The 22,936-nt window shown below is 72.9% G+C and carries 20 protein-coding genes; 14 read left to right on the top strand and 6 right to left on the bottom strand.

The genetic code is table 11. The features are described 5' to 3' along the window. Positions 1–55 precede the first annotated feature (55 nt). The 4 genes from AC1C2W_RS06420 to AC1C2W_RS06405 all read left to right on the top strand — a co-directional run bounded on the left by AC1C2W_RS06420 (position 56) and on the right by AC1C2W_RS06405 (position 3,368). The gene (locus AC1C2W_RS06420) at positions 56–895 is read left to right on the top strand and encodes a CPBP family intramembrane glutamic endopeptidase (RefSeq protein WP_495390947.1); all 840 of its coding nucleotides are present in this window, start codon (positions 56–58) and stop codon (positions 893–895) included. Then, on the top strand, positions 892–2,103 hold the full coding sequence (locus AC1C2W_RS06415) for a sensor histidine kinase (RefSeq protein ID WP_495390948.1): 1,212 nt from the start codon (positions 892–894) through the stop codon (positions 2,101–2,103). The genes AC1C2W_RS06420 and AC1C2W_RS06415 overlap by 4 nt, the downstream gene beginning before the upstream one ends. Further along, entirely contained in the window at positions 2,100–2,759 is a 660-nt protein-coding gene (locus tag AC1C2W_RS06410) for a response regulator (RefSeq protein WP_495390949.1), read from the top strand. The genes AC1C2W_RS06415 and AC1C2W_RS06410 overlap by 4 nt, the downstream gene beginning before the upstream one ends. Positions 2,760–2,906: 147 nt before the next feature. Further along, complete coding sequence (locus AC1C2W_RS06405; protein ID WP_495390950.1) at positions 2,907–3,368, top strand: hypothetical protein; 462 nt, start codon at positions 2,907–2,909, stop codon at positions 3,366–3,368. Positions 3,369–3,410: 42 nt separating this feature from the next. Here the strand turns inward: AC1C2W_RS06405 and AC1C2W_RS06400 are convergent, their stop codons facing one another. Then, positions 3,411–3,980, bottom strand: coding sequence for a 3'-5' exonuclease (locus AC1C2W_RS06400; RefSeq protein WP_495390951.1), 570 nt, complete (start codon positions 3,978–3,980; stop codon positions 3,411–3,413). Positions 3,981–4,090: 110 nt separating this feature from the next. Between AC1C2W_RS06400 and AC1C2W_RS06395 the strand changes: the two genes are divergently transcribed. From AC1C2W_RS06395 to AC1C2W_RS06350, 10 genes are all read left to right on the top strand, one after another. Then, a complete protein-coding gene (locus AC1C2W_RS06395; protein WP_495390952.1) occupies positions 4,091–4,774 on the top strand; it encodes a GNAT family N-acetyltransferase in 684 nt (227 codons plus the stop codon). Positions 4,775–4,919: 145 nt separating this feature from the next. Beyond that, the gene (locus AC1C2W_RS06390; RefSeq protein ID WP_495412673.1) at positions 4,920–6,104 is read left to right on the top strand and encodes an exo-beta-N-acetylmuramidase NamZ family protein; all 1,185 of its coding nucleotides are present in this window, start codon (positions 4,920–4,922) and stop codon (positions 6,102–6,104) included. Beyond that, positions 6,101–6,799 carry a PIG-L deacetylase family protein gene (locus tag AC1C2W_RS06385; RefSeq protein WP_495390954.1) on the top strand — a complete coding sequence of 233 codons (699 nt, stop codon included), beginning with the start codon at positions 6,101–6,103 and terminating at the stop codon, positions 6,797–6,799. Before AC1C2W_RS06390 ends, AC1C2W_RS06385 begins: the two co-directional genes overlap by 4 nt. Next, complete coding sequence (locus tag AC1C2W_RS06380; RefSeq protein ID WP_495412672.1) at positions 6,796–7,758, top strand: GNAT family N-acetyltransferase; 963 nt, start codon at positions 6,796–6,798, stop codon at positions 7,756–7,758. The genes AC1C2W_RS06385 and AC1C2W_RS06380 overlap by 4 nt, the downstream gene beginning before the upstream one ends. A 35-nt stretch (positions 7,759–7,793) precedes the next feature. Beyond that, positions 7,794–9,452, top strand: a complete 1,659-nt coding sequence (locus AC1C2W_RS06375) for an ABC transporter substrate-binding protein (RefSeq protein WP_495390956.1) — start codon at positions 7,794–7,796, stop codon at positions 9,450–9,452. A gap of 91 nt (positions 9,453–9,543) precedes the next feature. Then, on the top strand, positions 9,544–10,521 hold the full coding sequence (locus AC1C2W_RS06370; RefSeq protein ID WP_495390957.1) for an ABC transporter permease: 978 nt from the start codon (positions 9,544–9,546) through the stop codon (positions 10,519–10,521). A gap of 3 nt (positions 10,522–10,524) precedes the next feature. Beyond that, positions 10,525–12,351, top strand: a complete 1,827-nt coding sequence (locus AC1C2W_RS06365; RefSeq protein WP_495412671.1) for a dipeptide/oligopeptide/nickel ABC transporter permease/ATP-binding protein — start codon at positions 10,525–10,527, stop codon at positions 12,349–12,351. After that, a complete protein-coding gene (locus AC1C2W_RS06360; protein WP_495390959.1) occupies positions 12,348–13,220 on the top strand; it encodes an ABC transporter ATP-binding protein in 873 nt (290 codons plus the stop codon). The genes AC1C2W_RS06365 and AC1C2W_RS06360 overlap by 4 nt, the downstream gene beginning before the upstream one ends. Further along, positions 13,217–14,149 carry an N-acetylmuramic acid 6-phosphate etherase gene (murQ, locus tag AC1C2W_RS06355; RefSeq protein WP_495390960.1) on the top strand — a complete coding sequence of 311 codons (933 nt, stop codon included), beginning with the start codon at positions 13,217–13,219 and terminating at the stop codon, positions 14,147–14,149. The genes AC1C2W_RS06360 and murQ overlap by 4 nt, the downstream gene beginning before the upstream one ends. 11 nt (positions 14,150–14,160) lie before the next feature. Beyond that, positions 14,161–15,036, top strand: coding sequence for a MurR/RpiR family transcriptional regulator (locus tag AC1C2W_RS06350; RefSeq protein WP_495390961.1), 876 nt, complete (start codon positions 14,161–14,163; stop codon positions 15,034–15,036). A gap of 26 nt (positions 15,037–15,062) precedes the next feature. Here AC1C2W_RS06350 and AC1C2W_RS06345 read toward each other — a convergent pair whose 3' ends face one another. The 5 genes from AC1C2W_RS06345 to AC1C2W_RS06325 form a co-directional block, all read right to left on the bottom strand. Then, positions 15,063–15,422: a DUF2200 domain-containing protein gene (locus AC1C2W_RS06345; protein ID WP_495412670.1), complete on the bottom strand. Its 360-nt coding sequence runs from the start codon at positions 15,420–15,422 to the stop codon at positions 15,063–15,065. A 9-nt stretch (positions 15,423–15,431) separates the two neighbouring features. Then, on the bottom strand, positions 15,432–19,799 hold the full coding sequence (locus tag AC1C2W_RS06340) for an FtsK/SpoIIIE domain-containing protein (RefSeq protein WP_495412669.1): 4,368 nt from the start codon (positions 19,797–19,799) through the stop codon (positions 15,432–15,434). A gap of 1 nt (position 19,800) precedes the next feature. Beyond that, on the bottom strand, positions 19,801–21,450 hold the full coding sequence (locus tag AC1C2W_RS06335; RefSeq protein ID WP_495412668.1) for a LysM peptidoglycan-binding domain-containing protein: 1,650 nt from the start codon (positions 21,448–21,450) through the stop codon (positions 19,801–19,803). Between the two features lie 104 nt (positions 21,451–21,554). Continuing rightward, complete coding sequence (locus AC1C2W_RS06330; protein WP_495412667.1) at positions 21,555–22,259, bottom strand: hypothetical protein; 705 nt, start codon at positions 22,257–22,259, stop codon at positions 21,555–21,557. Continuing rightward, positions 22,256–22,936, bottom strand: coding sequence for a hypothetical protein (locus AC1C2W_RS06325; RefSeq protein WP_495412666.1), 681 nt, complete (start codon positions 22,934–22,936; stop codon positions 22,256–22,258). Before AC1C2W_RS06325 ends, AC1C2W_RS06330 begins: the two co-directional genes overlap by 4 nt.

Raw genomic sequence — 22,936 nt, 5'->3', positions numbered from 1 at the left:
TAGCGTTCTGAGCAGCCCGCGGCGCTCGGCCGCGGCGTCTTGCGAAGGAGTGAACGTGCGTCTGGTGTGGCAGCTCTTGGCCGTGGTGGCAGTGGTGTTCGTCTGTGGTCAGGCCAGCGCCGCGGTTGAGGACAACCCGTGGCTGACGCTCGTCGTCGGCCTGGCCACCGCGGTACTGGCGGTGGTGGTCTACGCCTGGGTGGTCCGGCGCACCGAACGTCGCGACCCGGTGGAGGTGGCGCTGCCGGGTGCCGCGCGCTCGATCGGCTGGGGCACGCTGCTCGGGGCCGGGCTGTTCGCCGCCGTCATCGCGATCATCGCGCTCCTCGGCGACTACACGGTCGACGGACTCGGCTCGCCGACGGGCGCCGTCGGGCTCCTCGGCATCATGGCGGCCGCCGCCGTGACCGAGGAGCTGATGTTCCGCGGCGTCCTGTTCCGGATCGTCGAGGGCTGGACCGGCACGTGGATCGCGCTCACCGTGACCGGCGCGCTGTTCGGCCTCATCCACCTGCTCAACCCGAACGCCACGCCGTGGGGCGCCCTCGCCATCGCCATCGAGGCCGGCGGGATGCTGACGGCCGCGTACGTCGCCACCCGCAAGCTGTGGGTGCCCATCGGCCTGCACTTCGGGTGGAACATCGGCGGGAGCGCCATCTTCAGCACCGCCGTCTCCGGCAACGACACCTCGCAGGGCCTGCTGGACGCCGCGATGTCCGGCCCCACGACGGTCACGGGCGGTGACTTCGGACCGGAGGGCAGCATCTTCGCCGTGGTGCTCTGCGCGCTGGCCACCGGCGTCTTCATGTGGCTGGCCTACCGTCGCGGTCACGTGATCCCCCGCCGCCGCCGGGCCCGGGCGGACGCAGCCGCGGCCGCTACGATCTCTCGGTGATCGAACTCCGGCAGGTCCCGGACCGATGGCGCCAGCTCGACGTCACGGCCCGGGACCTGCCGCTCGCGCTGGTGCCGGCCGTCGCGACGTTCGTGCCCGCGTTCCACGGGCTGGGGACGGAGGTCGGCGAGCTGCCGTCCCGTCCTTTCGACGCGCTCACCGTCGTGGCGGTCGTCTTCCTGTGCGCCCCGCTCATCGTGCGCCGGCGGTGGCCGGCCGCCTGCCTCGTCCTGGTGTCGCTCGGCTTCGCCCTCGACCAGCTCCGGGGCTACCACACGTTCGCGGGCCTGGCGCTCGTCATCGCGTTGCTGAGCGCGGGCTCCCAGCTGGAACACCGACGCCGCACCGTCGTGGCCCTCCTGACGGGCGCCTACCTCGTGCTGGCGGTCGCGCTCTTCCGGGCCGGCGGGGCCGAGCGGCCCGACGGGTACGCCACGTTCTACCTGGCCCTGATCTTGATCTGGGGCGCCGGCGCGTGGCTGCGTTCCACCCGGGCCGCCGAGGCCGAGCACCGCCGCCGGATCGCCGAGTACACCCGCGCCGCCGAACGCACCCGCATCGCCCGCGAGCTGCACGACGTCGTGACCCACCACGTGACGGCGATGGTGGTGCAGACGGAGGCCGCCCGGTACCTGACGGGAGCCCCCGACCGCCTCGACGAGACCCTGGACGCGATCACGGACACGGGCCGGCGGGCCATCGGCGACCTCCGGCATCTCCTGGACCTGCTGGACCCGGGCCACGACGGCGCCGCCGGGACGCCGTCCCTCCGGGAGCTGCGCACGCTCGTCGAGCAGACCCGCCGGGCCGGCCAGCCGGTGGAGCTCACCGAGGAGGGCACGCCGACGGAGTCGGCCGGGAGCGCCGAGCTGGTCGCCCACCGGGTGGTGCAGGAGGCCCTGACGAACGCCCTCAAGCATGCCCTGGGCAGCCCGACGGCGGTCGACGTGCGCTACGACGAGAGGGAGATCACCGTGGAGGTCAGCACCGCCGGGGCACGAGGCGGGCAGGCCGGGGCCGGCCCTCGGTCACCGGGCGGGAGCGGTCGGGGCCTCGTCGGGCTCCGCGACCGGGTGGACGCCCTGGGCGGCGAGTTCGGCGCGGACCGGCAGGCCGACGGCGGATTCGTCGTCCGGGCGCGCATCCCCACCGGGCACATCCCCACCGAGCACGTCCCCAAGCGCGTCCCCACCGAGAGCCGAGTATGAACCCGCCGACCCGGGTACTGGTGTGCGACGACCAGGCGCTGATCCGCACCGGGTTCACGACGATCATCGACGCGCAGCCCGACCTCGAGGTGGTCGGCGAGTGCGGGGACGGGCGGGCCGCCGTCGACCTCGCCGGGCGGCTCGACCCGGACCTCGTGGTGATGGACGTGCGGATGCCGGTGCTCGACGGCATCGAGGCGACCCGCCTGCTCGCCGGCGCCGGGGTGGCGCACCCCGTCAAGGTGCTCGTCGTGACGACGTTCAACCTCGACGAGTACGTCTACGAGGCGCTGCGCGCGGGGGCCAGCGGGTTCCTGCTCAAGGACGCCCCCGCGGCGCAGCTGCTGCACGGCATCCGCACGGTCGCGGCCGGGGCCGCGCTGCTGGCGCCCGAGGTGACACGGCAGCTCGTCGGCAGGTACGCGGCGCGGATCCGCCCCGCCGAGAGGAAAGCCGCCGACACCGTGCTGACGCCGCGCGAGCTGGAGGTGCTGCGCCTCATCGCGGGTGGCCTGTCGAACAGCGAGATCGCCGCGACGCTGGTGATCAGCCAGGAGACCGTCAAGACGTACGTGTCGCGCATCCTGGCCAAGCTCGGCCTGCGGGACCGCGTGCAGGCGGTGGTCCACGCCTACCGGAGCGGACTGGTGACCTGAGCGCCCCGGGCCCGTCGGCTGATCGCCGGCGGGGCATCGGGCACGGGCAGAGCATGCGGCATGCACTTGTCCACAGGGCCAAAGCGCACGGCCTCCGATCTTCGACACACTGCGTCTCCTCCGTGCAGTCCAACTCGAGGAGGAACGGTGCAGTACCCATCACAGGTGAGGTCGGAGGACGCGCGCGCCGAGGCGAGCGCACTGCTGACGAGACTGAGCGCCGAGAAGCGTGCTTCCCGGTGGAACTTCGGCCCCACGACGGGCTCGATCCTTGCCGCGGTTGCCGCACACCCTGATCGGGTCCGGTGCGACCTGCGGCGACTGGACGTCGATGCCCACTGCGCCGCGACCTCGACGGTGTACGTCAAGCCTCCTCGCGCGATGCGGATCTCCGTCGGGCCCAGCCAGTTCAGCGAGCAGTCGCCGTCCGACGACGACTTCCAGCATCCCGCGTGGTGCGAGTGCTCCGAGCTGATGGCGTTCGTGCGGACCGACCTGGGCCTCGACCACGAGCACTGGCCCGACGAGATGCACCCCGCGCCCGCCGTCTGGTCGCCGGACGAGGTGGTGCCGGACGACGGCCGGTGGGTCAGGCTGTGGTGGGACTGAGCCTCCGGTGATGCCCACCCGTACGGCCGGCCCGATCCGCACTCACCACGCGCGGACGTGCTGCCCCACCGCGAGCACCCCGTCCGGGCCGAGTCGTCGGCACAGCTCCACGAGGACCAGCGCGCACTGGCGTGCGTCCGCGCCGGCGTCGTGGTGGTCGTGGGCGGGGATGTTCAGTGCCGCCGAGACGACGGGCAACCGGTACGAGGCGAGGTCCAGAAACGCCTTCGCTGTGTCCCGCGTGCAGAGCCAACGCGACCGTGGCAGGTCGATCCCGTACGCCGTGCTGGCCTGCGTGAGCACCGAGCGGTCGAACGAGGCGTTGTGCGCGATGAGGGCGTCAGTGCCGACGAACTCCGCGAACTTGGCATAGACGACGTCCCACGGCGGCGCACCGACGACGTCGCGCTCCGTGATCCCGTGAACCGCCACGTTGTAGCTGCTGAACTCCTGGTGGCCGGGCGGCGGCTCGACCAGGGTCTCGAGGGAGTCCACGACGAGGCCGTCCCTGACCTTGACGACGCCGACGGAGCAGACCGACGCCCGCTTCGGGTTGGCGGTCTCGAAGTCGATCGCGGTGAACGACAGGCCGGGAACCGCAGCGTGGAGCATGCCGGGCATACTAGGCGAGATCCGGCACGGCGCTGAGCGGTCCGAACAGCCCTCCCGGACTCGCGGCGCACGGGTGAGCCACGGGCGTCCGGGCAGTGCACGATGCTGCCATGACTACGCACCCCCACCACGGCCAGGACGGCCAGGACGGCCGCGCCGTCCCGACACCCACCACCCCTCGCCCGGAGCTCACGGTGGACCGTTACCGCCCCGCGGACCGCGACGCGCTGTACGAGGTGTGCCTGCGCACCGGCGACTCGGGCGAGGACGCCACCGCCCTGTACGCCGACGGCGACCTGCTCGGCCACATGTACCTCGGCGCGTACCTCGCGCTCGAGCCGGACCTCGCCCGCGTGCTGCGCCGCCCGGACGGCGTCGCCGTCGGCTACTGCGTGGCGACCGCGAGCACGCTCGACTTCGAGCGCCGGTGCGAGGAGAGCTGGTGGCCGGAGCTGCGCGCGCGGTACCCCGTGCCCGCCGACGACGACGAGTCGCCGGACGCCCGCCTGCTGCGGGCGATCCACACCCCGTCGCGCACGGCCGCGCCGTGGCTCGCGGAGTACCCGGCGCACCTGCACGTCGACCTGCTGCCCGAGGCCCAGGGGGCGGGCTCGGGCCGCCGCGTCCTCGGCGCCGTCCTGGACGCCGTCGCCGCCGCGGGCGCCCCCGGGATCCACCTGGGCGTCGGCGGGCGCAACATCCGCGCCATCGGCTTCTACGAGCACCTGGGCTTCCGCACCCTCGAGCTCCAGCCGTGGGGCCGGACCATGGGGATGCCCCTGACCTCCCGCTGACCTCTCCCGCACCTCCTCTCACCGTTCCCGGCCGAGACCCTCCGCACCGCTGCCACCTCGGACGATGCCAATTCGCGGAAATAATTGACGTGGGCGAGCACTCCTACGTAACTTATTGGCATACCCGGTGTGAGAGGAGTCACTCGTGACCACGGCAGTGCTGCCACGGACCGGTCTGACCAGGGTCGTCAACGAACCAGGCCTGCTGTCCGGCGGGCCCGTCGCGCTCTGTACCAACTACACCGCGGTCGCGGACGACCTCGCCCGCGGCGTCGACGCGCTCCGCGCCGCGGGCGTCGACGTCGCCGCGCTGCTCACCCCCGAGCACGGCTACTGGGGCGCCGCCCAGGCAGGCGCCAGCGATGGCGACGGCACCGACGCCGGGAGCGGCCTGCCGGTCCTGGACACCTACACCCTCGCCGGGGCCGACCTGGACGCGCTCGTGGGCCGGACCGGCGCCGACCACGTCGTCGTCGACCTGCAGGACATCGGCACGCGGTTCTACACCTACACGTGGACGCTGTTCGACCTCCTGTGCTCCGCGGCCCGGACCGGGCGGCGCGTCACGGTCCTGGACCGGCCCAACCCGCTCGGTCGGCGGCCCGCCGGGCCGGGCCTCGACCCCGCCTGCGCGAGCTTCGTGGGCCGGGTATCCGTGCCGCTGCGGCACGGGCTGACCCTCGGGGAGCTCGCGCGTTGGTTCAACGCCGAGCACGTCCCGGCCGCCACCGGCCGCGCCGCCGACCTCGAGGTCGTCGCGGTCGAGGGCTGGGACGGGCGGGCGGGCGCCGGGGAGCCCTGGGTCATGCCCTCCCCCAACATGCCCACCCGCGACGCCGCCGTGCTCTACCCGGCGACGGGGCTCCTCGAGGGCAGCACGCTGTCCGAGGGTCGCGGTACCACGCGCCCCTTCGAGCTCCTCGGCGCGGCGTGGACCGACGGTCGCCTCGCCGCGGCGCTGCGCGAGCAGGCGCTGCCGGGGGTCGCGGTGCGCGAGGCCGTCTTCCGACCGATGTTCTCGAAGTGGTCGGGCGAGACGGTGCACGGCGCCCAGCTCCACCTCCTCGACCCCGAGGCCGTCGACCCCGTCGCCACGGGCCACGCGCTCCTGCGGACCGTCGCCGACCTCTACCCCGACCGACCCCTGTGGCGCGAGCGCTCCGACGGGCGCCCGCCCTTCGTCGACCTGCTGTGGGGCTCGTCGTCGCTGCGCGAGGGCGTCGACACCCGCGCACCGCTGCGAGAGATCCTCGCCGCGGCGCCCCGCCCGCCCGCACCCCCCGCGGGCACCCTGCTCTACCCGACCCCACCTGCGGAGGTTCCCGCGTGACACCCCAGACCGTCATGGCCGTCGGCGCGCACATCGGCGACATGGACCTCGCGGCCGGCCCCGTGCTGGCCCAGAACGTGCTCGACGGCGGCCGGTCCGTGCTCGTCGCCCTCACGCCCGGCGAGCGCGGCCACCCGCGGCTCGACGCCGCGCGGTACAAGGAGCAGAAGATCGCCGAGGCCGAGGCGTTCGCCGCGCACATCGGCGCGGAGGTGGTCGTCTTCGACGACCTCTCCGACGGGTTCCTGCCCACCGACGACGAGGTCGCGGACCGGCTGGCCATGCTCGTGCGGGAGGTGCGGCCCCAGCTGATGCTCGCCCACTGGCCCCGCGGCATCCACTCCGACCACACGCACGCCTCGGTGCTCGCCGAGCGGGCGCGGTTCCTCTCCGGCCTGCCGGGCCACCGTGAGGACGACCGCCCGCGGCACGGCGTCGCGCGGCTGCTGTACACGGAGAACTGGGAGGACGCCCTCGGCTTCGAGGCCGACACGTTCGTCGAGGTCTCCGACGAGGCGCACGCGAGCTGGACGGAGGCGATCGGCGGGCAGGCATTCGCCCGCGGCGAGACCTACGGGTTCCGCTACATCGACTACTACTCGGCGCAGATGGTCATGCGCGGCTGCCTGGCCGGGGTGCCGCACGCCGTCGCGTTCTCCGGCGGGGACCTCCCGTCCCTGCGGAGGCTCCCGTGACCGTCACCTACCGGGGCCACCGGCCCGGCGACCTGCCCGCCCTCGCCGAGCTCACCGCCGTCGCCATGCCGCGCGACGTCGTCGGCGAGGAGTGGCTCGCCGAGAACGTCCTCCTGGACGTCAACTTCGACCCGGCCGGGCTCGTCGTCGCCGAGGACGAGGCCGGCCGGCCGGTCGGCTTCGTCTACGCGGTCGTCGCGCAGCAGGGGATCCCCGCCCACCCCGCCGCGGGCTTCGTCACGATCGGGTGCGTCCACCCCGCGCACCGGCGCCGCGGCGTCGGCACCGAGCTGCTGCGCCGGGCGACGGAGCACCTCGCTTCGCGGGGCGCGACCACCGTCACCTACGCCGGCTACCCGCAGGCGTACTTCGTGCCCGGGCTGGACGTCGAGGCCTACCCGGAGGCGGCGTCCCTCCTCGCCGCCCACGGGTTCGCCACGCGCTACACCGCCGCGGCCATGACGCTCGACCTCGACGCGTACGTCATGCCGGACCGGGTGCGCGAGCTGCTGCGCGCCCGGGCCGACGAGGGCTACGTGCTCGGCACGGCGACCTACGACGACCTGCCCGAGGCCATCGCGTTCGCCGCCGAGCGCCTCGCACCCGACTGGGGCCACGCGCTGCGCGAGTCGGTGCTGCGGCACGGCCAGGGCCCCCGACGGGTGCTGCTCGCCCGCGACCCCGACGGCGCGGTGGTCGGTCTCTCGACCTACGGCGCCTACCGCGGGCTGCGCGAACGCTTCGGGCCGATCGGCGTCGACGAGAGCCGCCGCGGCGCGGGCCTCGGCCGGGCGCTGCTGCACCTCACCCTCACGCGGATGCGGTCCGAAGGGGCCCACTCCGCCTGGTTCCTGTGGACCGGCGAGAACTCCCCCGCCGGGCACCTGTACCGCTCCACCGGGTTCGACGTCGTGCGGCGGTTCGCCGTCCTACAGGCGCCGCTCGACGCCCGCCCCTGACCGCCCCCCACGACCCGCACCACGAAAGGTCCCTGATGAGAACGACGACGATCCCCCGAGCGGCCGCGGCCGTGGTCGCTGCGTCGCTCGCCCTGGTCGGTTGCACCAGCGGCGGCGGCTCGCCGTCCACGTCCGGCGACGGCGCCGCCCAGCCGCTGACTATCCACGCCAACACCGCCAACACCTACGAGCGCAACTTCAACCCGTACTCGCCGTCGGCCAACCAGGGCACGAAGGGCATGATCTACGAGCCCCTCCTGCTCAACACGCCGATGACCCCCGGCGAGTCCATCCCCTGGCTCGCCGAGTCGATGGAGTTCAACGACGACGGCACCGTGGCCACGTTCGTGCTCCGCGAGGGCGTGACGTGGTCGGACGGCGAGACGTTCGACGCCGACGACGTCGCCTTCACGTTCAACCTCATGCGCGACAACCCCGCCGCCAACGCCTCGGCCCTCGACATCGCCGAGGCCACCGCCGCCGACCCGAGCACGGTCGAGGTGCGCTTCGGCAGCACCTCCTTCGCGTCGAAGGAGGCGATCGAGAACGCGGTCGTGGTCCCCGAGCACGTGTTCGCCGACATCGACCCGCTCGAGTTCACGAACGAGAAGCCCGTCGGGACGGGACCCTTCGTCCTCGGCGACTTCTCGCAGCAGCTGTACACGCTCACCCGCAACGAGACCTACTGGAACGCGGACGAGGTCCAGGTCCCCGAGATCCGGTACCCGGCGGCAACGGACCAGACGTTCAACACCTCGCTCCGGTCCGGCGAGCTCGACTGGGCGGGCGGCTTCGTCGCGAACATCGACCAGATCTTCCTCAGCCCCGACAAGGAGCACCGCTCGTACTGGTACCCCGGCGACGGCCTCGTCAACCTCCTCGTCAACGACCAGAAGGCGCCGTTCGACGACGTCGACGTGCGGCAGGCCCTGTCGGCCGCGATCGACCGCAACCGGCTGTCCGAGGTCGCGATGCAGGGCTACACGCCGCCCGCGCACCCGACCGGGCTCCCCCTGCCCGCCTTCGAGGGCGTCCTGAACGACGCGTACACCGACGCGTCGTTCACCCGCGACGTGAACCAGGCCAACGAGCTGCTCGACGACGCCGGCTTCCCGAAGGGCTCCGACGGGGTCCGCACGACCCCCGACGGCGAGCGGCTCTCCTTCACGCTGCAGATCCCGTCGGACTACGTGGACTGGGTGACGATGTCGCAGCTCCTCAAGGAGCAGCTGGCCGAGGTGGGGATCGAGCTCGAGCCGCAGGGCGTGTCGTTCGACGCGTGGCTCGAGTCCCGCGGCGCGGGCACGTACGACATGACGATCACCTCGGTGCCCATGGGTCTGTCGCCGTACCAGCTGTACCGGGCGCTCATGAGCTCGGAGTACGAGGTCGACGAGGGGTCGGTCATCTCGAACTACGCGCGGTTCTACGACGACGACGCCGACGGCTTCCTCAAGGACTACGCCGCGACGGATGACGCCGCCGAGCAGCAGGCGGCGCTCGACGGCCTCGAGAAGATCATGGTCGAGGAGCTGCCGACCATCCCCATGCTCCAGTCCCCCAACTGGGCGCAGTTCAACACCGTCCGCTGGGAGGGGTTCCCCAGCGACAAGGACCCGTACGCGCTCGGCGCGCCGTACCAGTTCCCCGACAACCTCCTCGTCGTCACGCACCTGACCCCGACGCGGGACTGATCACGACGCCGGCGCGCGCCCTCGCGAACGCGCGCCGGCGTCCGCCCGGCGCCTCGACGCGCCACTCGACGCGCCCCAAGAAGGAGCCCGCGTGAAGTACCTGCTGCGCAAGGTGCTGCTCTATGTGTTCATCGCATGGGCCGCGCTGACGATGAACTTCCTCATCCCCCGCCTGATGCCGGGCGACCCGATCTCGTTGCTCGTGGAGCGCCTCAACGGCCGCGTCGACCCCGCCGCGATGTCGGCGATCGCCGAGAGCTACGGCATCACCGACGCCCCGCTCCTGGCCCAGTACGGCGACTACCTGCGCAACCTCGCGCACGGCGACCTCGGCCTCTCGATCGGCTTCTATCCCGTCCCGGTGGCCGACATCGTCATGGGCGCCCTGCCGTGGACGATCGGCCTCGTCGGGACGACGACGGTGATCAGCTTCGTGATCGGCACCGCCCTCGGCGTCGTCCTCGCCTGGCGGCGCGGCAAGCGTACGGACATGCTCCTGCCCGGCCTGACCTTCCTCAACGCGGTGCCGTACTTCTGGATGGCGCTGATCCTGGTGCTCGTCTTCGCGGTCAACCTCGGCTGGTTCCCCGTCTCCCAGGCGTACACGCCCGGCCTGACGCCCGGCTTCTCCGGCGAGTTCATCGGCTCGGTGCTGTACCACGCCGTGCTCCCGTCGATCACGATCATCATCGCGTCGTTCGCCGGCTGGGTGCTGAGCATGCGCAACATGACGGTCACCGTGCTCGGCGAGGACTACGTGACGATGGCCGAGGCGAAGGGCCTCCCGAAGCGGATGATCCGGCTCGACTACGCGGCCCGCAACGCGATCCTCCCGTCGGTCACGGGCTTTGCGCTCTCCCTCGGCGCCGTCGTCGGCGGCTCCCTGCTGACGGAGGTCATCTTCAACTACCCCGGCATCGGGTACCAGCTCTTCGACGCGGTCCAGAACCAGGACTTCCCGCTCATGCAGGGGCTGTTCCTCGTCATCTCGCTCGCGGTGATCGCGGCGAACCTCGTCGCGGACGTCGTCTACGTCTTCCTCGACCCCCGCACCCGGCAGGAGGGCTGAACCATGTCACCCCGATCATGGGTCCCGGCGTCCGGCAAGGTCCGCCTCGGCCTCGCCATCACGCTCTTCATCGTGCTCCTCGCGCTCGTCGGGCCGCTCCTGACGAGCTACGACCCGCAGCAGAGCGGGCCGGACCTCCTCCAGCCGCCCTCGGGCGCGCACTGGCTCGGCACCACGCAGACCGGGCAGGACGTGCTCGCCCAGTTCGTCTACGGCGCGCGGGTCTCGCTCGGCGTCGGCGTCGTGGCCGGCGTCGTCTCGCAGGTCATCTCCGTGGTGGTCGGCATGATCGGCGGCTACTTCCGCGGCGCCACCGACGACCTGCTCTACGTCGTCACCGCGGTGTTCCTCGTCGTGCCGGGCATGCCGCTGCTCATCGTCCTCACCGGCTACCTGCCGTCCCGCGGCATGGTGTCGGTCTCCCTGGTCATCGCCATCACGTCGTGGGCCGGGTCGGCGCGGGTGCTGCGCGCCCAGACGATGTCGCTGCGACGCCGGGACTTCGTGGAGGCCGCACGCGCCACCGGCGAGTCGCGCACCAGGATCATCTTCTCCGAGGTCATGCCGAACGCGCTGCCGCTCGTGGCCTCGGGGTTCCTGTTCTCCGTCATCACCGCCGTGCTGTCCGAGGCGGGGCTGTCGTTCCTGGGTCTCGGGTCGCTGACCACCACGAGCTGGGGGTCGATGCTCTACTTCGCGCAGAGCGCGCAGGCGTTCCTCTTCGGCGCCTGGTGGTGGTTCGTGCCGCCCGGGCTCGCGATCGCCGTCTTCGGCGCGGGTCTCGCCCTCATCAACTTCGGTATCGACGAGTACAGCAACCCGCGCCTGCGCACCGGCAAGAGCCGGCGCCAGCCCGTGCGCCGGTCCGGCCCGGTCGCCGCCGCCACGAGCGCGACCGCGGCGGCCGCCGCTCTGCCGGAACCCGACGTGCCGGAGCCCGGCGAGCTCGATCCGGCGGCGACCGGCCCGCAGCTCCGACCGGCGGACGTCCAGGGCGAGCCCGTCGTCTCGGTCCGCAGTCTCGTCGTCGAGTACGCCACCCCGGACGGCCGGCTGCGCGCGGTCGACGACGTGTCCGTGACGCTGCACCGCGGCGAGATCCTCGGGCTCGCCGGCGAGTCGGGCTCCGGGAAGTCGACCCTCACCAACGCCGTCACCCGGCTGCTGCGCGTCCCGGCGGAGGTCACGTCCGGGTCGATCACCTACCACCGGCGCGCCCGCGACGGCGCGCGCTCGGCCGACGTCGGCGGCGACGTCGACCTCCTCACCCTCCCGGACGCCGAGCTGCGGACCCTGCGGTGGAGCGAGCTCGCGATCGTGTTCCAGAGCGCCATGAACGCACTCAACCCGGTCACCCGGGTCGCGGCGCAGTTCGACGACGTCGTCCGCGTGCACCGGCCGGGGATGCCCGCCGCCGACCGCCGGGCGCTCGCCCGGCGGATGCTGGAGAAGGTCGGCATCGAGCCCGACCGCGCCGACGCGTACCCGCACGAGCTGTCGGGCGGGATGAAACAGCGCGTCGCGATCGCGATCGCCCTGGTGCTCGAGCCCGAGGTGCTCATCATGGACGAGCCGACCACCGCGCTCGACCTGCTCGTCCAGCGGGAGGTGCTGGACCAGGTGATGGCGCTGCGCGAGGAGTTCGGCTTCGCCATCGTCTTCACCACCCACGACCTCGCCCTGCTGCTCGAGATCGCGGACACGATCGCGGTGATGCAGTCCGGCCGGCTCGTCGAGTACGGCCCCGCCCTCGACGTCTACACCGACGCCCGCCACCCCTACACGCGGTCGCTGCTGCGCTCGCTCGTCGACCTGGGAGCACTCGTATGACCGCCGGTACGACCGCACGCCCGCAAGACGTCGCCACGGGCCAGGTCGTGCTCGAGGCCCGCGACCTGGTCAAGGACTTCCGGGTGCGGCGCACCGGGCTCCGGCGCGACCGGTTCCGCGCGGTCGACCACGTCTCCCTGGCCCTGCGCACCGGGCAGGTGACGGCGCTGGTGGGCCAGTCCGGATCGGGCAAGAGCACGGTCGGGCGGCTGCTCGCGCGGCTCGTGCCCGCGACCTCGGGCGAGATCCTGCTGCGGGGGCAGCCGGTGACGGCGACCCACGGGCGCCGCTTCGTCGAGTACACCTCCACGGTGCAGATGACGCTGCAGGACCCGTTCGCGTCCCTCAATCCCGTGCACCGCGTCGACCACGTGCTGGAGCGCTCGCTGCGGATCCACCGACACGCCAGCACCGCCGAGGAGGTCGAGGAGCAGAGCCTCGAGCTTCTGCGCCGGGTCAACCTCACTCCGGCCGAGCGGTACCTGCGGCGCTTCCCCCACGAGCTGTCCGGGGGCGAGCGGCAGCGGGTCTCGTTCGCCCGGGCCCTGGCGGCCCGGCCCCAGGTGCTCCTTGCGGACGAGCCGGTCTCGATGCTCGACGTCACCATCCGCAAGGAGATCCTCGACCTGCTCGCCGACCTGCGCCGCACCGAGAACCTCGCCGTCCTCTACATCACCCACGACCTGGGCTCCGCACGGACCTACTCCGACGAGACGATCGTGATGTACCACGGCGAGGTCGTCGAGCGCGGCCCCAGCCACGAGGTGATCGACGACCCGCAGCACGAGTACACCCGGCGCCTGCTCGCGGCCGCGCCGAACCCCCGCCGACGGCGCGACACCGGATCGCCCGACGGGGGCCGCGCGTGACCGCGCCGGCCGCGGGGCCCCGGCCGGACCTGGACGGGCTCACGACCGAGCGGGTCGACGACCGGTACGCCGACCTCGACTCCCGCCCCACCGTGGAGGTGCTGCGCGCCCTCAACGAGGCGGAGCAGGAGGTCCCAGGCGCCGTGCGCCGCGTGCTGCCCGCGATCGCGGCGCTCGTCGAGGAGGTCGCGGACCGGCTGCGCGACGGCGGCCGCCTCGTCTACGTGGGCGCGGGCACCTCGGGGCGGCTGGGTACCCTCGACGCCGCCGAGGTCCCCCCGACGTTCCACGTGCCCCCGCACGTCGTGCAGGCGGTGATGGCCGGCGGCCCCGCGGCGCTCGTCGGCGCCACGGAGTCGGTCGAGGACTCCGCCGAGGCCGGCGTCGCGGCGGTCGACGGGCTCGGCCTGGGCGCGCGGGACACCGTCGTGGGGATCGCGGCGAGCGGCCGCACGCCCTACGTCCTCGGCGCGGTCCGCCGCGCCCGCGAGGCGGGGGCGCTCACGGCGGGGGTCTCGTGCAACACCGGCTCGGCGCTGGGGTCGGCGGTCGACCACCCCATCGAGGTGGAGGTCGGGCCCGAGGTGGTCGCAGGATCGACCCGGCTCAAGGCCGGGTCGGCCACCAAGCAGATCCTCAACATGATCTCGACCGGCGTGATGGTGCGGGGCGGCAAGACCTACGGGAATCTCATGGTCGACGTGACCGTCTCCAACGCCAAGCTGCGCGACCGGGCCGAGCGCCTCGTCGTGCGGATCACCGGCGTCGACCGCGCGACGGCCGCGCGGACCCTGGTCGCGGCCGGCGACCGGGTGAAGACGGCCGTCGTGATGATCGAGCGCGGCCTCGACGCGGCCGGCGCCACGGCGCTGCTGGCGCGTCACGAGGATCGGATCGCACCTATCCTCAGGGGGCAGATGCAGCAGTAGGGAGGCATGCCGTGCTCTCGTCGCCGGTCCCCGAGGGCGTCGCCCTCGTCGCACGGATCCGTGCCATGCTCCCCGAGCTCCGGCCGGCCGAGCGCCGCGTCGCGGACGCGGTGCTCGCCGACCCCGCGGAGGCGGCCCGCGAGTCGATCACGGTCCTGGCCCAGCGGTGCCACACCTCCGCCCCCACCGTGGTGCGCTTCGCGCGGCGCGTCGGCTTCCCCGGCTACCCGCAGCTACGCCTCGCCCTCGCCAAGGACGCCGGCCTCGAGGAGGGGCGCACCGCCCGGGAGCCGCTCTCCGGCACGCTGGACGCGGACGACTCCCTGGCCCAGGTCGTCGCGAAGATCGGGTACGCCGACGCGCGTGCGGTCGAGGACACGGCCGCGTTGCTGGACGTCGCGGCCCTGGAGGCCGCCGTGAGCGCGCTCGTGCGGGCACGCCGCATCGACCTCGTCGGGGTCGGCGCCAGCGCCGTGCCCGCGATCGACCTCGAGCAGAAGCTCGCCCGCGTCGGGCTGACCGCCGCGTGCCACACCGACCGGCACTCGGCGATGACGGCGGTGTCCCTGCGGTCGGCGGGCGACGTCGTCGTCTCGATGTCCCACTCGGGCAGCACGACGGACGTCATCGCCCCCACCGAGCTCGCGCAGGGTCTGGGTGCCACCACGATCGCGATCACCAACCACCCGCAGTCCCGCCTCGCCACCCTGGCCGACGTCACCCTGGTCACCGCGTCCCGGGAGACCACGTTCCGGTCCGGGGCGATGGCGAGCCGCATCGCCCAGCTCATGGTCGTCGACTGCCTCTTCGTCGGCGTCGCGATGCGCGACATGACGACGACGCAGGCGGCGCTGGACGCGAGCTTCCGGGCCGTCGCCGACTTCTAAGGAGACCGGCTTGCGAGAAGCCCTGCCTACGCGTCGCTCCCGCGCAGCACGGACGTCATCTTCTTGCCCTTGGCGACCTCGTCGACCAGCTTGTCCATCCAGCGGATCTGCTGCATCAGCGGGTCGTCGATCTCCTCGACGCGGACGCCGCAGATGACGCCGGTGATGAGGGACGCGTTCGGGTTCATGCGGGGCGCCTGCGCGAAGAAGGTCTCCAGGTCCACCTCGTCGGCGATCGCCTTCTCCAGGCCGACGTCGTCGTACCCGGTGAGCCAGGTGACGACACGGTCGAGGTCGTCCCGGCTGCGGTCCTTGCGCTCCACCTTCTGCACGTAGAGCGGGTAGATGCTCGCGAAGCTCGTGGCGAAGATCCGGTGTCGTGCCATCCCCCGATCCTAGAGAGTCGGCACCAGGATCGTCATCAGCTCGCCCGACCCGAGGTGCACCAGCGCCTTGCCGGGGCTCACCTGGTTCGACACCGCCGAACGCGGCAGGCTGACGCCCACCAGGTCGCCGTCGAACCGGTCCGCCGGGCTGAGGAGGGCTCCCCGCCGACTCTTCTTGACGTCGACCTGCCAGCCGGAGAACCCGCCGGCCACCTCGGAGGCGTCGCCGCCGAGGATCAGCCCGCGTCGGTGGTCGGCCGCGGTGCGCAGGTAGGCGCGCAGCCAGGTCTTCGCCGGAGCGTCGGTCACCTGCTCGCCGTCGTCGACCACCAGCACCACCGGAGTGCCGTCGGGGTCGAGGTGCGCCGCGAGCATCTCCTGCGTGACCTCCGTGTCGGTGATCACGGCACGCACGCCGTCGCGCCCCTCGAAGTTGCGCAGGATGCTCGGCCGCGGCGCGAGCACCACGACCTGGGTGCCGCCGCGCAGCAACGACTCGGTCATGACGGCCAGCATCGTGGACCGCCCGGATCTCGCCGGACCCGCCACGACGAACGTCGGCGCGTCGCCGGCGAGGTCCGCGCCGAAGGCCGTGAGGTCGTCGCCGCCGACCCCGAGCATGGCCCACATCGGCCGGGCGGCCTCGGGCCCGGCGTACGCGTACGCGGCGTCGATCTGGATCGTGGACGGCAGGTCGTCGACACGGAACGGGCCCGTGCCGGGCACCACGTCCGCCCGCTCCCGGATCGCGGCGGCCGTCGCACGCGCGGCCGCCGTCTGCGCACGCCCGGCGGGATCGTCGCCGAGGACCGCCACCTGCACCTCGCGTCCGGATCCCGACCGGAAGCCGCGCCCCGGTGGGATCTCGTCCGGGATGGTCTTGTGCGCGATCCCGGCCATGCCGTAGTCGAACTTGTCGGTGAGCCGCAGCACCACCGTGTCGTCGGTCAGCACACCCATCCGGCTGGACAGCAGCGACCTGTCGCCGGCGATCAGCAGGTGGATGCCCGCGCTCGCGCCGTCGCGCAGCAGCTCCTGGACCGCGTCCACGAGCGCGCCGCCGTCGACCTCGCCGTAGGTGGACACGAAGCTCTCCCACCGGTCGATCAGCAGCATGACGCGCGGCAGCCGCTCGACGGCGGGAGCCAGCTCGCGCTGCTCGGTGACGTTGGCGTAGCTGCCGTCGCTCAGCACCTGCTGGCGCCGCCCGAGCTCCGCCTTGAGGCGGCCCAGCAGTCGCGTGGCGCGCTCCTCCTGGCCGCGCTGCACGACGGCGCCCGTGTGCGGCAGCTCGTCGAGCACCGCGAGCGCCCCGTTGCCGCAGTCGATCCCGTACAGGTGCAGGTCGGCCACCGGCAGACGGTCCGCGGCGGCGAACGCCGTCGTGCGCAGCACGGTGGACCGCCCGGAACCGGGCGCACCCACGACGTACCGGTGGGAGAACTCGTCCAGGTCGATGACGGCGGGCCCCTGCCGCTGCGCGGCCGGTTCGTCCTCCAGCGCCCAGGCGAACGCCGCGGGCGCCGAGGGCTGCGCGACCTGGTGCAGGGACAGCAGCCCCGGCAGGGCGGGCAGCCACGGCCGGCGCGGCTCGGGCAGCTCGCCGAGGCTCGCCGCCTCCCGCAGGGCGGCGACGATGGCCGACAGGTCGGTCTGGACGTTCTCCGTGCGGGCGACGACGGGTCGGCGGGGCACCGAGGCACCGAGGTCGGCGACGCTCAGCCGGGCGATGTACGGCGGCTCGATCTCGGCGTTCTCCCGCAGCGACAGCCGACGCCCGCCGACGCGCGCGGACTGGAACGGCAGCAGGGACGCGGCCCCGAGACGGGCGTAGGCCCGGCCGGGCTGCGACTTGGCGATCTGGGCGGCCTCGGGCGAGTCGATGACGTCGGAGGACTCGCCGGCGTCGGTCATCCGCAGGGCGACCCGCAGGTTCGTGTTCGCGCGGATCTCAGGTGAGATCACGCCGGACGGGCGCTGCGTGGCCAGGATCAGGTGGATGCCGAGGGACCGCCCGCGCTGGGCGATGTTGACCAGGCCGGTGACGAAGTCGGGCAGCTCGCGCGCCATGGAGGCGAACTCGTCGATGACGATCAGCAGCCGAGGCAGCGTCGGCCCCGTGTGCCCGCGGCGCTGCGCGTCGAGGTAGTCCTCGAGGTCCTTCGCGCCGACCTCCGCGAGGATGTGCTCGCGGTAGGTCAGCTCGGCGCGCAAGGACGCCAGGGCGCGTTCCACGAGGTGCGTGTCGAGGTCGGTGACCATGCCGACGGTGTGCGGCAGCAGCTCGCACTGGCTGAACGCGGCACCGCCCTTGTAGTCCACGAGCACGAAGTTCATGGTCTGCGGCGTGTTCGCCACGGCAAGCGAGGCGACGACCGTCTGCAGGAACTCCGACTTGCCGGAACCGGTGGTGCCCGCGACCAGAGCGTGCGGCCCGTCGCGGACCAGGTCCAGGTGGAACGGCCCGTCCAGAGAGACACCGACCACGGCGTCCGTCGTGCCGGAACCCATCTTCCAGCGCTGCAACGCCGTGGGGCCGTCGAGCTCCTCGATGCCGAGCACCTCCACGAGGCGTGCCGAGTCGGGGATGAGCCCCTCGCCCTCGGTGGCCGTGACGTCGCGGACCGCGGCAACGGACCGCGCGACCTGCTCGTACCAGTCGTCGGCGACCTCGTCGACGGTGATCCGGCGGACGTCGTCGGCGTCGTGGCGACGCAGGAGCATGCCGCCCTCGGCGCGCGCCAGCGCGACCACCGAGCACTCCTCGGGCAGCAGCTGCTCGTCGCCGTCGAGGCAGACCACGCTCACCCCGACGCCTGGCCCGTCCCGCAGGATGGTGACGACGCCGGGCAGGGCACGCAGCCGGCGGGCGCCGTCGAGCACCACGACGATCTGCGGGCCTCCGCCCGCCTTGCCGTAGGACTCCTGGACCGCGGCTCGCCGCTCGGCGATGAACGCGTTCACCTCGGCGACTCGCGCCGCGAGGGTCTCGGTGGTGGTACCGATCATGGCGACGGCGTCCTGCCCGAAGGACGGGCGCACGTGCGGCAGCCAGGCCGCCCACTCCCATTCCTGCAGGTGCTCGGAGGTGGTCAGCACGTACACCTGGACGTCACGAGGGCTCTGCAGCACCCCGAGCTGGCCCACCATCCAGCGCGCCCGGCGCCGCGGCCAGTCGCCCGGCCCCGCCACGCCCACGACGCCAGCCTCGCGCAGCGGCACGGTGACCGGCACCGACCGCATGGTCGCGCGCGTCTTGCGCCGGTGCTCCGGCTCGGCGATGTCCTCGACCTCGACCTGGCTCGTCACGTCGGCCAGACCAAGGCGGACGTTCAGGTGGTCGGGGTCGGTGGAGCGCCGCTCCCAGAGGCGACGTGTCGGGGTGGTGGCGATGAGGCTCAGCTCGGCGGCGCCGGGACTGGACACCCGGTGCCGGTGCTGCTCACGCTGCACCGCATCGAGCACCTCGGCCTCGAGGCTCGCGCGCTCCTCGGCGTGCTGCTTGACCCGCTCCCGATGCGTGCTCCGGCCGTTCTTCTTCTGCATCCACCAGTTGCCGAGAGCCATCAGCGGCGAGGCGAGGGCGAACGTCAGGTAGTACGGCGACTTGAAGATGATCGCCATCGTGATGCCCAGCACCGCCGGCATGGCCATGGTCAGCCAGGGCAGCGCGTTGCGGGTGGGCGGCGGCGGCTCGGCCGGCAGCTTGAAGCGGGTGGCCGGCATGGGCGGCAGCAGGCGCGGGGGCCGGTTGTAGTCCAACGTGCCCGGCTCGGACCCGGGGCGCAGGTCGGCGTCCGACCGGGTGGCGGGCTGCACGGTGAGCACGCTCGGCCCGATCCGCATCTGCGTGCCCGTGGGCCAGACCTCGTCCTGCTCACCGAGCGGATCCGTCGACCTGTCGAGCTCGACGAGGCGGCCGGCGGACCGGGGGTCCGGGACCCGGCGTGCCCGGACGGCGCCGTCCATCCCCACGGCGACGGCGACGGCGGGCAGTCCGCCCTCACGGTGCTCGTCCACGCGGACCCGTCCGTCGGGCCCGACCTGCAGCACCGACTCGCCGACGCCGAGGCGCACCACGGCGCCGGCACCGACGCCGCCGGTAACGCACAGGTCGACGGGCCCGGCCGCCGCGGGACGGTCGGCGGTTGCGGCGAACGTGATGACCGCGCCGTCCCGGACGGGCGTGCCGGCCACGAGTCGCCCGGCCTTCTCGAGACCCACGGGGAGCCCGTCCACGTGCAGCGTGCTGCCCCGGGGCGCGCCCACCTCGGCGGCGAGCCGTTCGAAGAGGACCACGGCCTCGGTGGCCCCGTCCACGTCCACGGCGAGCAGCGCCTCCCGCTCGCCGTACCGCGCTGTGATCAAGGCGTGCATGTCACTCCCCCGCTCGACGGACCGGCGTCGCGTCGTTGTACCGCACGTCGGGCAGGAAGCCGCTGCGCAGCAACCCGGCGTCGTCGGCCGTGAAGCGCCACTTGGCAGTGGGGACCGGGCCGAGCACCACGACCACCCAGCCGAACCGCGGGTCGCTGAACCGCGAGGCGAGCATGTCCAGCTGCGCCGCAGCAGGGGCCTGGGACAGCACCAGCACGCCGCCCGCCTCGGACTCCAGCTCCGGGACCAGCTGCTCCACGGTGTTCAGGTGCTCGGCCAGCTCAGGCTGCGGCAGGCCGTTGCCCACCATGACCACGCGCGGGTCGTCCGACCACGGGTTTCCCGTGAACTCGCCCAGCCAGCGGCGCAGCACCTCGTGCCGCGCCCGGGTGGGGCCGTCCAGGCTGATGAGGCCGCGCGCCTGCGCGAAGTCGACGAGCACCCGGCCTGTGTCGGCCACGCCCACGGTCACCAGGCGGGAGAACGCCGCGGTGGGCTCCTCCGATGCCGGCGCCGACTGCAGCTTCCCCAGGGGCGCCGACCAGCTCGCGCCGTCCTCGTTCGCCGTCCACGGCGCGGGAGCGGGCGTCGCCGGGTTGGAGAGCCGCAACCGCAGCGCCCCGCCCTCGATGAATACCCCGATGACCCCCGGCCGCGGCAGCCCGTCCCGCTCGCAGGAGGCCACCAGCACGCGCAGCGCGCGATCCACCATCCAGGCCGATGAGGTGTCGGTGCGCAACAGGCTGTCGTCGAACGGCTCCTGACCCTGCTTGCGCCGGCGAACCAGCACGAACGCGGTCACCGCACCACCGATCACGACCAGTGCACCCACGACGATCAGGACCACGGGCAGCACGCTGGACGACGCCTCCTGCCGGCTGCCGGCGGCCGCGCTGTCCGACGGGCCGTCCGACGCCCTGCCCGACGGGCCGGACGACGCCGGCGGCCCATCGGCCACGGGCAGCGGGCCGTGCTCCAGGCCCTCACCCTCCGCGTCCTCGGGCATCTGCAGCACCCAGCCGACCTCGACGCTCTCGGCGGTGGACATCTTCCCGCCGTCGGGCTGCTCGCGGCCCTCGTTCAGCTCGAAGATCTCCCTGTACCGCTCGCCGTCGCCCAGGAGCTTCTCGGCGAGCCCGTAGAGGAACTCCGGCTCGCCGTCCTCGGTGGTCGCGACCACGTAGTAGGGCACATCGGGCGTCGCGGCCTCCTCGGCGTCGCCGTTCTCCCCGCCGACCTCGGGCAGCGGGCCGACCTCGATCCCCTCGCCCTCGGCGTCGTCGGGCATCTGCAACACCCAGCCCGGGGCCAGGATCTCCGGCTTCGTCACGGTGTTGCCGTCGGCCTGCTGGTGACCCTCGTTCAGCTCGAAGATCTCCAGGTACCGGTTGCCGTCGCCCAGGAAGCGCTCGGCCAGCTCGAAGAGGAATTCGGGCGAGCCGTCCGCCGCGGCCTGGACAACGTAGTACTGGACGTCCTCGCCCTTGTCGGTGGTGTCGCCGCTCAGCGCCGTGCTGGGGGTGGCTGCCACGACAGCCCGGACGGGCTCGGCCGCCGCGGGAGCCACTGTGGCGGCCGAGAGTCCCGCTGTTGCGGTGATGGACAGGGCCACCGCGGCGAACGCGGCGGCGGTGCGATGGGCGAGGTGCACTGTTGCTCCGTCTTCAGATGTCGTGCTGGGTCAGATAGTTCGTGGAATGGGTGGTTCGTGGCATGGGAGGTTCGTGGCGGCCGAGTGGCCGGCGGCTCGAGCTCTCAGGCGGAGCCGGGCACCATGCGCTCGGGGACGCCCTGGAGATCGGCGCCGGGTCCCGCCCAGCGGAAGGTGGTCATCACGGCGTCGAAAAAGAGGACGAGGGCTTCGGCGAGCAGCTCGGTGTTGTGGCTGTTCCACACGGTGGAGAAGGACAGGAGCAGCCACTCCCCTGCGTCCTCGTCGCGCGAGACCACGTACACGACCTGTCGGGTCGTCACCTCTGGCCAGCTCTCGTCGCGGCGCATCTTGTGCTGGGTGTGCACCACCCGGACGCCGGGGCGCCCGTCGACCTCGACCAGGTCGCTCTCCTCGTACTCGTCGCCGAGCACGGCCGCCACCACCTGGAGCGGGTCGCTGCCCGCCTCGCCGGTCCACTCGACCTCCGCCAGGGATGCGGGGATCTGCACGCCCTCCATCGGTTCGGTCGGCATGTAGATGGCGCCGGTGCCCGCGTCACGCGCATCGACGAGGTTCTTGTGCAGCTCGTCGCGGAGCATGCGGCGGTAGGGCTCGGCCTTGTCGCGCGGCAGCGAGTCCGGCAGCGCCCTCGCGACGACCTCCTCGACCGCGCGGTCGAGCTCCCGTTCCTGTCCCGCACCCGTCGGGAACCGCGCCCACCCGGGCGGAAGGAGCATCAGCCATGCGTCGGTCGGCTTGCCGCTGCGCCACACGGCGGGCCCGGCGGTCTGGTCGTCGTCGGTCATGGTTCGCTCCGGGTGATCCGCACTGCGGGCAACAGCCTGTCGACAGCCTCGGCCACCGACTCGAGGATGATGAGGTCCTGGGTGCGCCACACGATCACGGTGTCCACCACCGCGTCCGGGTGCTCGGTGCGCCGGCCCACGCCGAGGCTCACCCAGGGGCTGCCGTCCGACGGGTCGATGTCGAGCCGGCTGATGCGGACCCCATCGCCGTCCGGCAGGTCGAGATACTCGATGCTCGGGGGGCTCAGCGGATTCCCGCCGGTGGCGCCCAGCACCTCCATCAACGTGTCGTCCGGGGCGTCCAGCTCACCGAGCGCCACGCTGACCATGACGGGGACCGGGCCTCGGTTCTGCAGGCCGACGAGAGCCACCACGCGCGTGCCGGGTGTCGTCTCGTCGGCGGCGGCGAGCAGATTCTCGACGGCGTCGGTGACCTGCCGCCCGAGCTGGTCGCGGTTCTCCTCGGAGAGGCCGTCCTCCGGGCTCAGCACTCGCGCGAGCCGCGGCTCGATCGTCGAGCGGACCACCTCGACGATCTCGGCCTGCCACGCGCTGACGACCTCCGGCGGATCAGACCGCCGCGACGGGACCACCGTCCACCCGTCCAGCGGATCGATGGTCCACGACCACCCCTGCCGGTCGATCTCGTGCGTCCCAGCACTCGCCGTCGCGCTCAT

The sequence above is a fragment of the Isoptericola sp. Y581 genome, from assembly GCF_059445475.1.
Note: the sequence above shows the minus strand (reverse complement) of the source record. Positions and strands in the feature narration are given on the sequence as shown.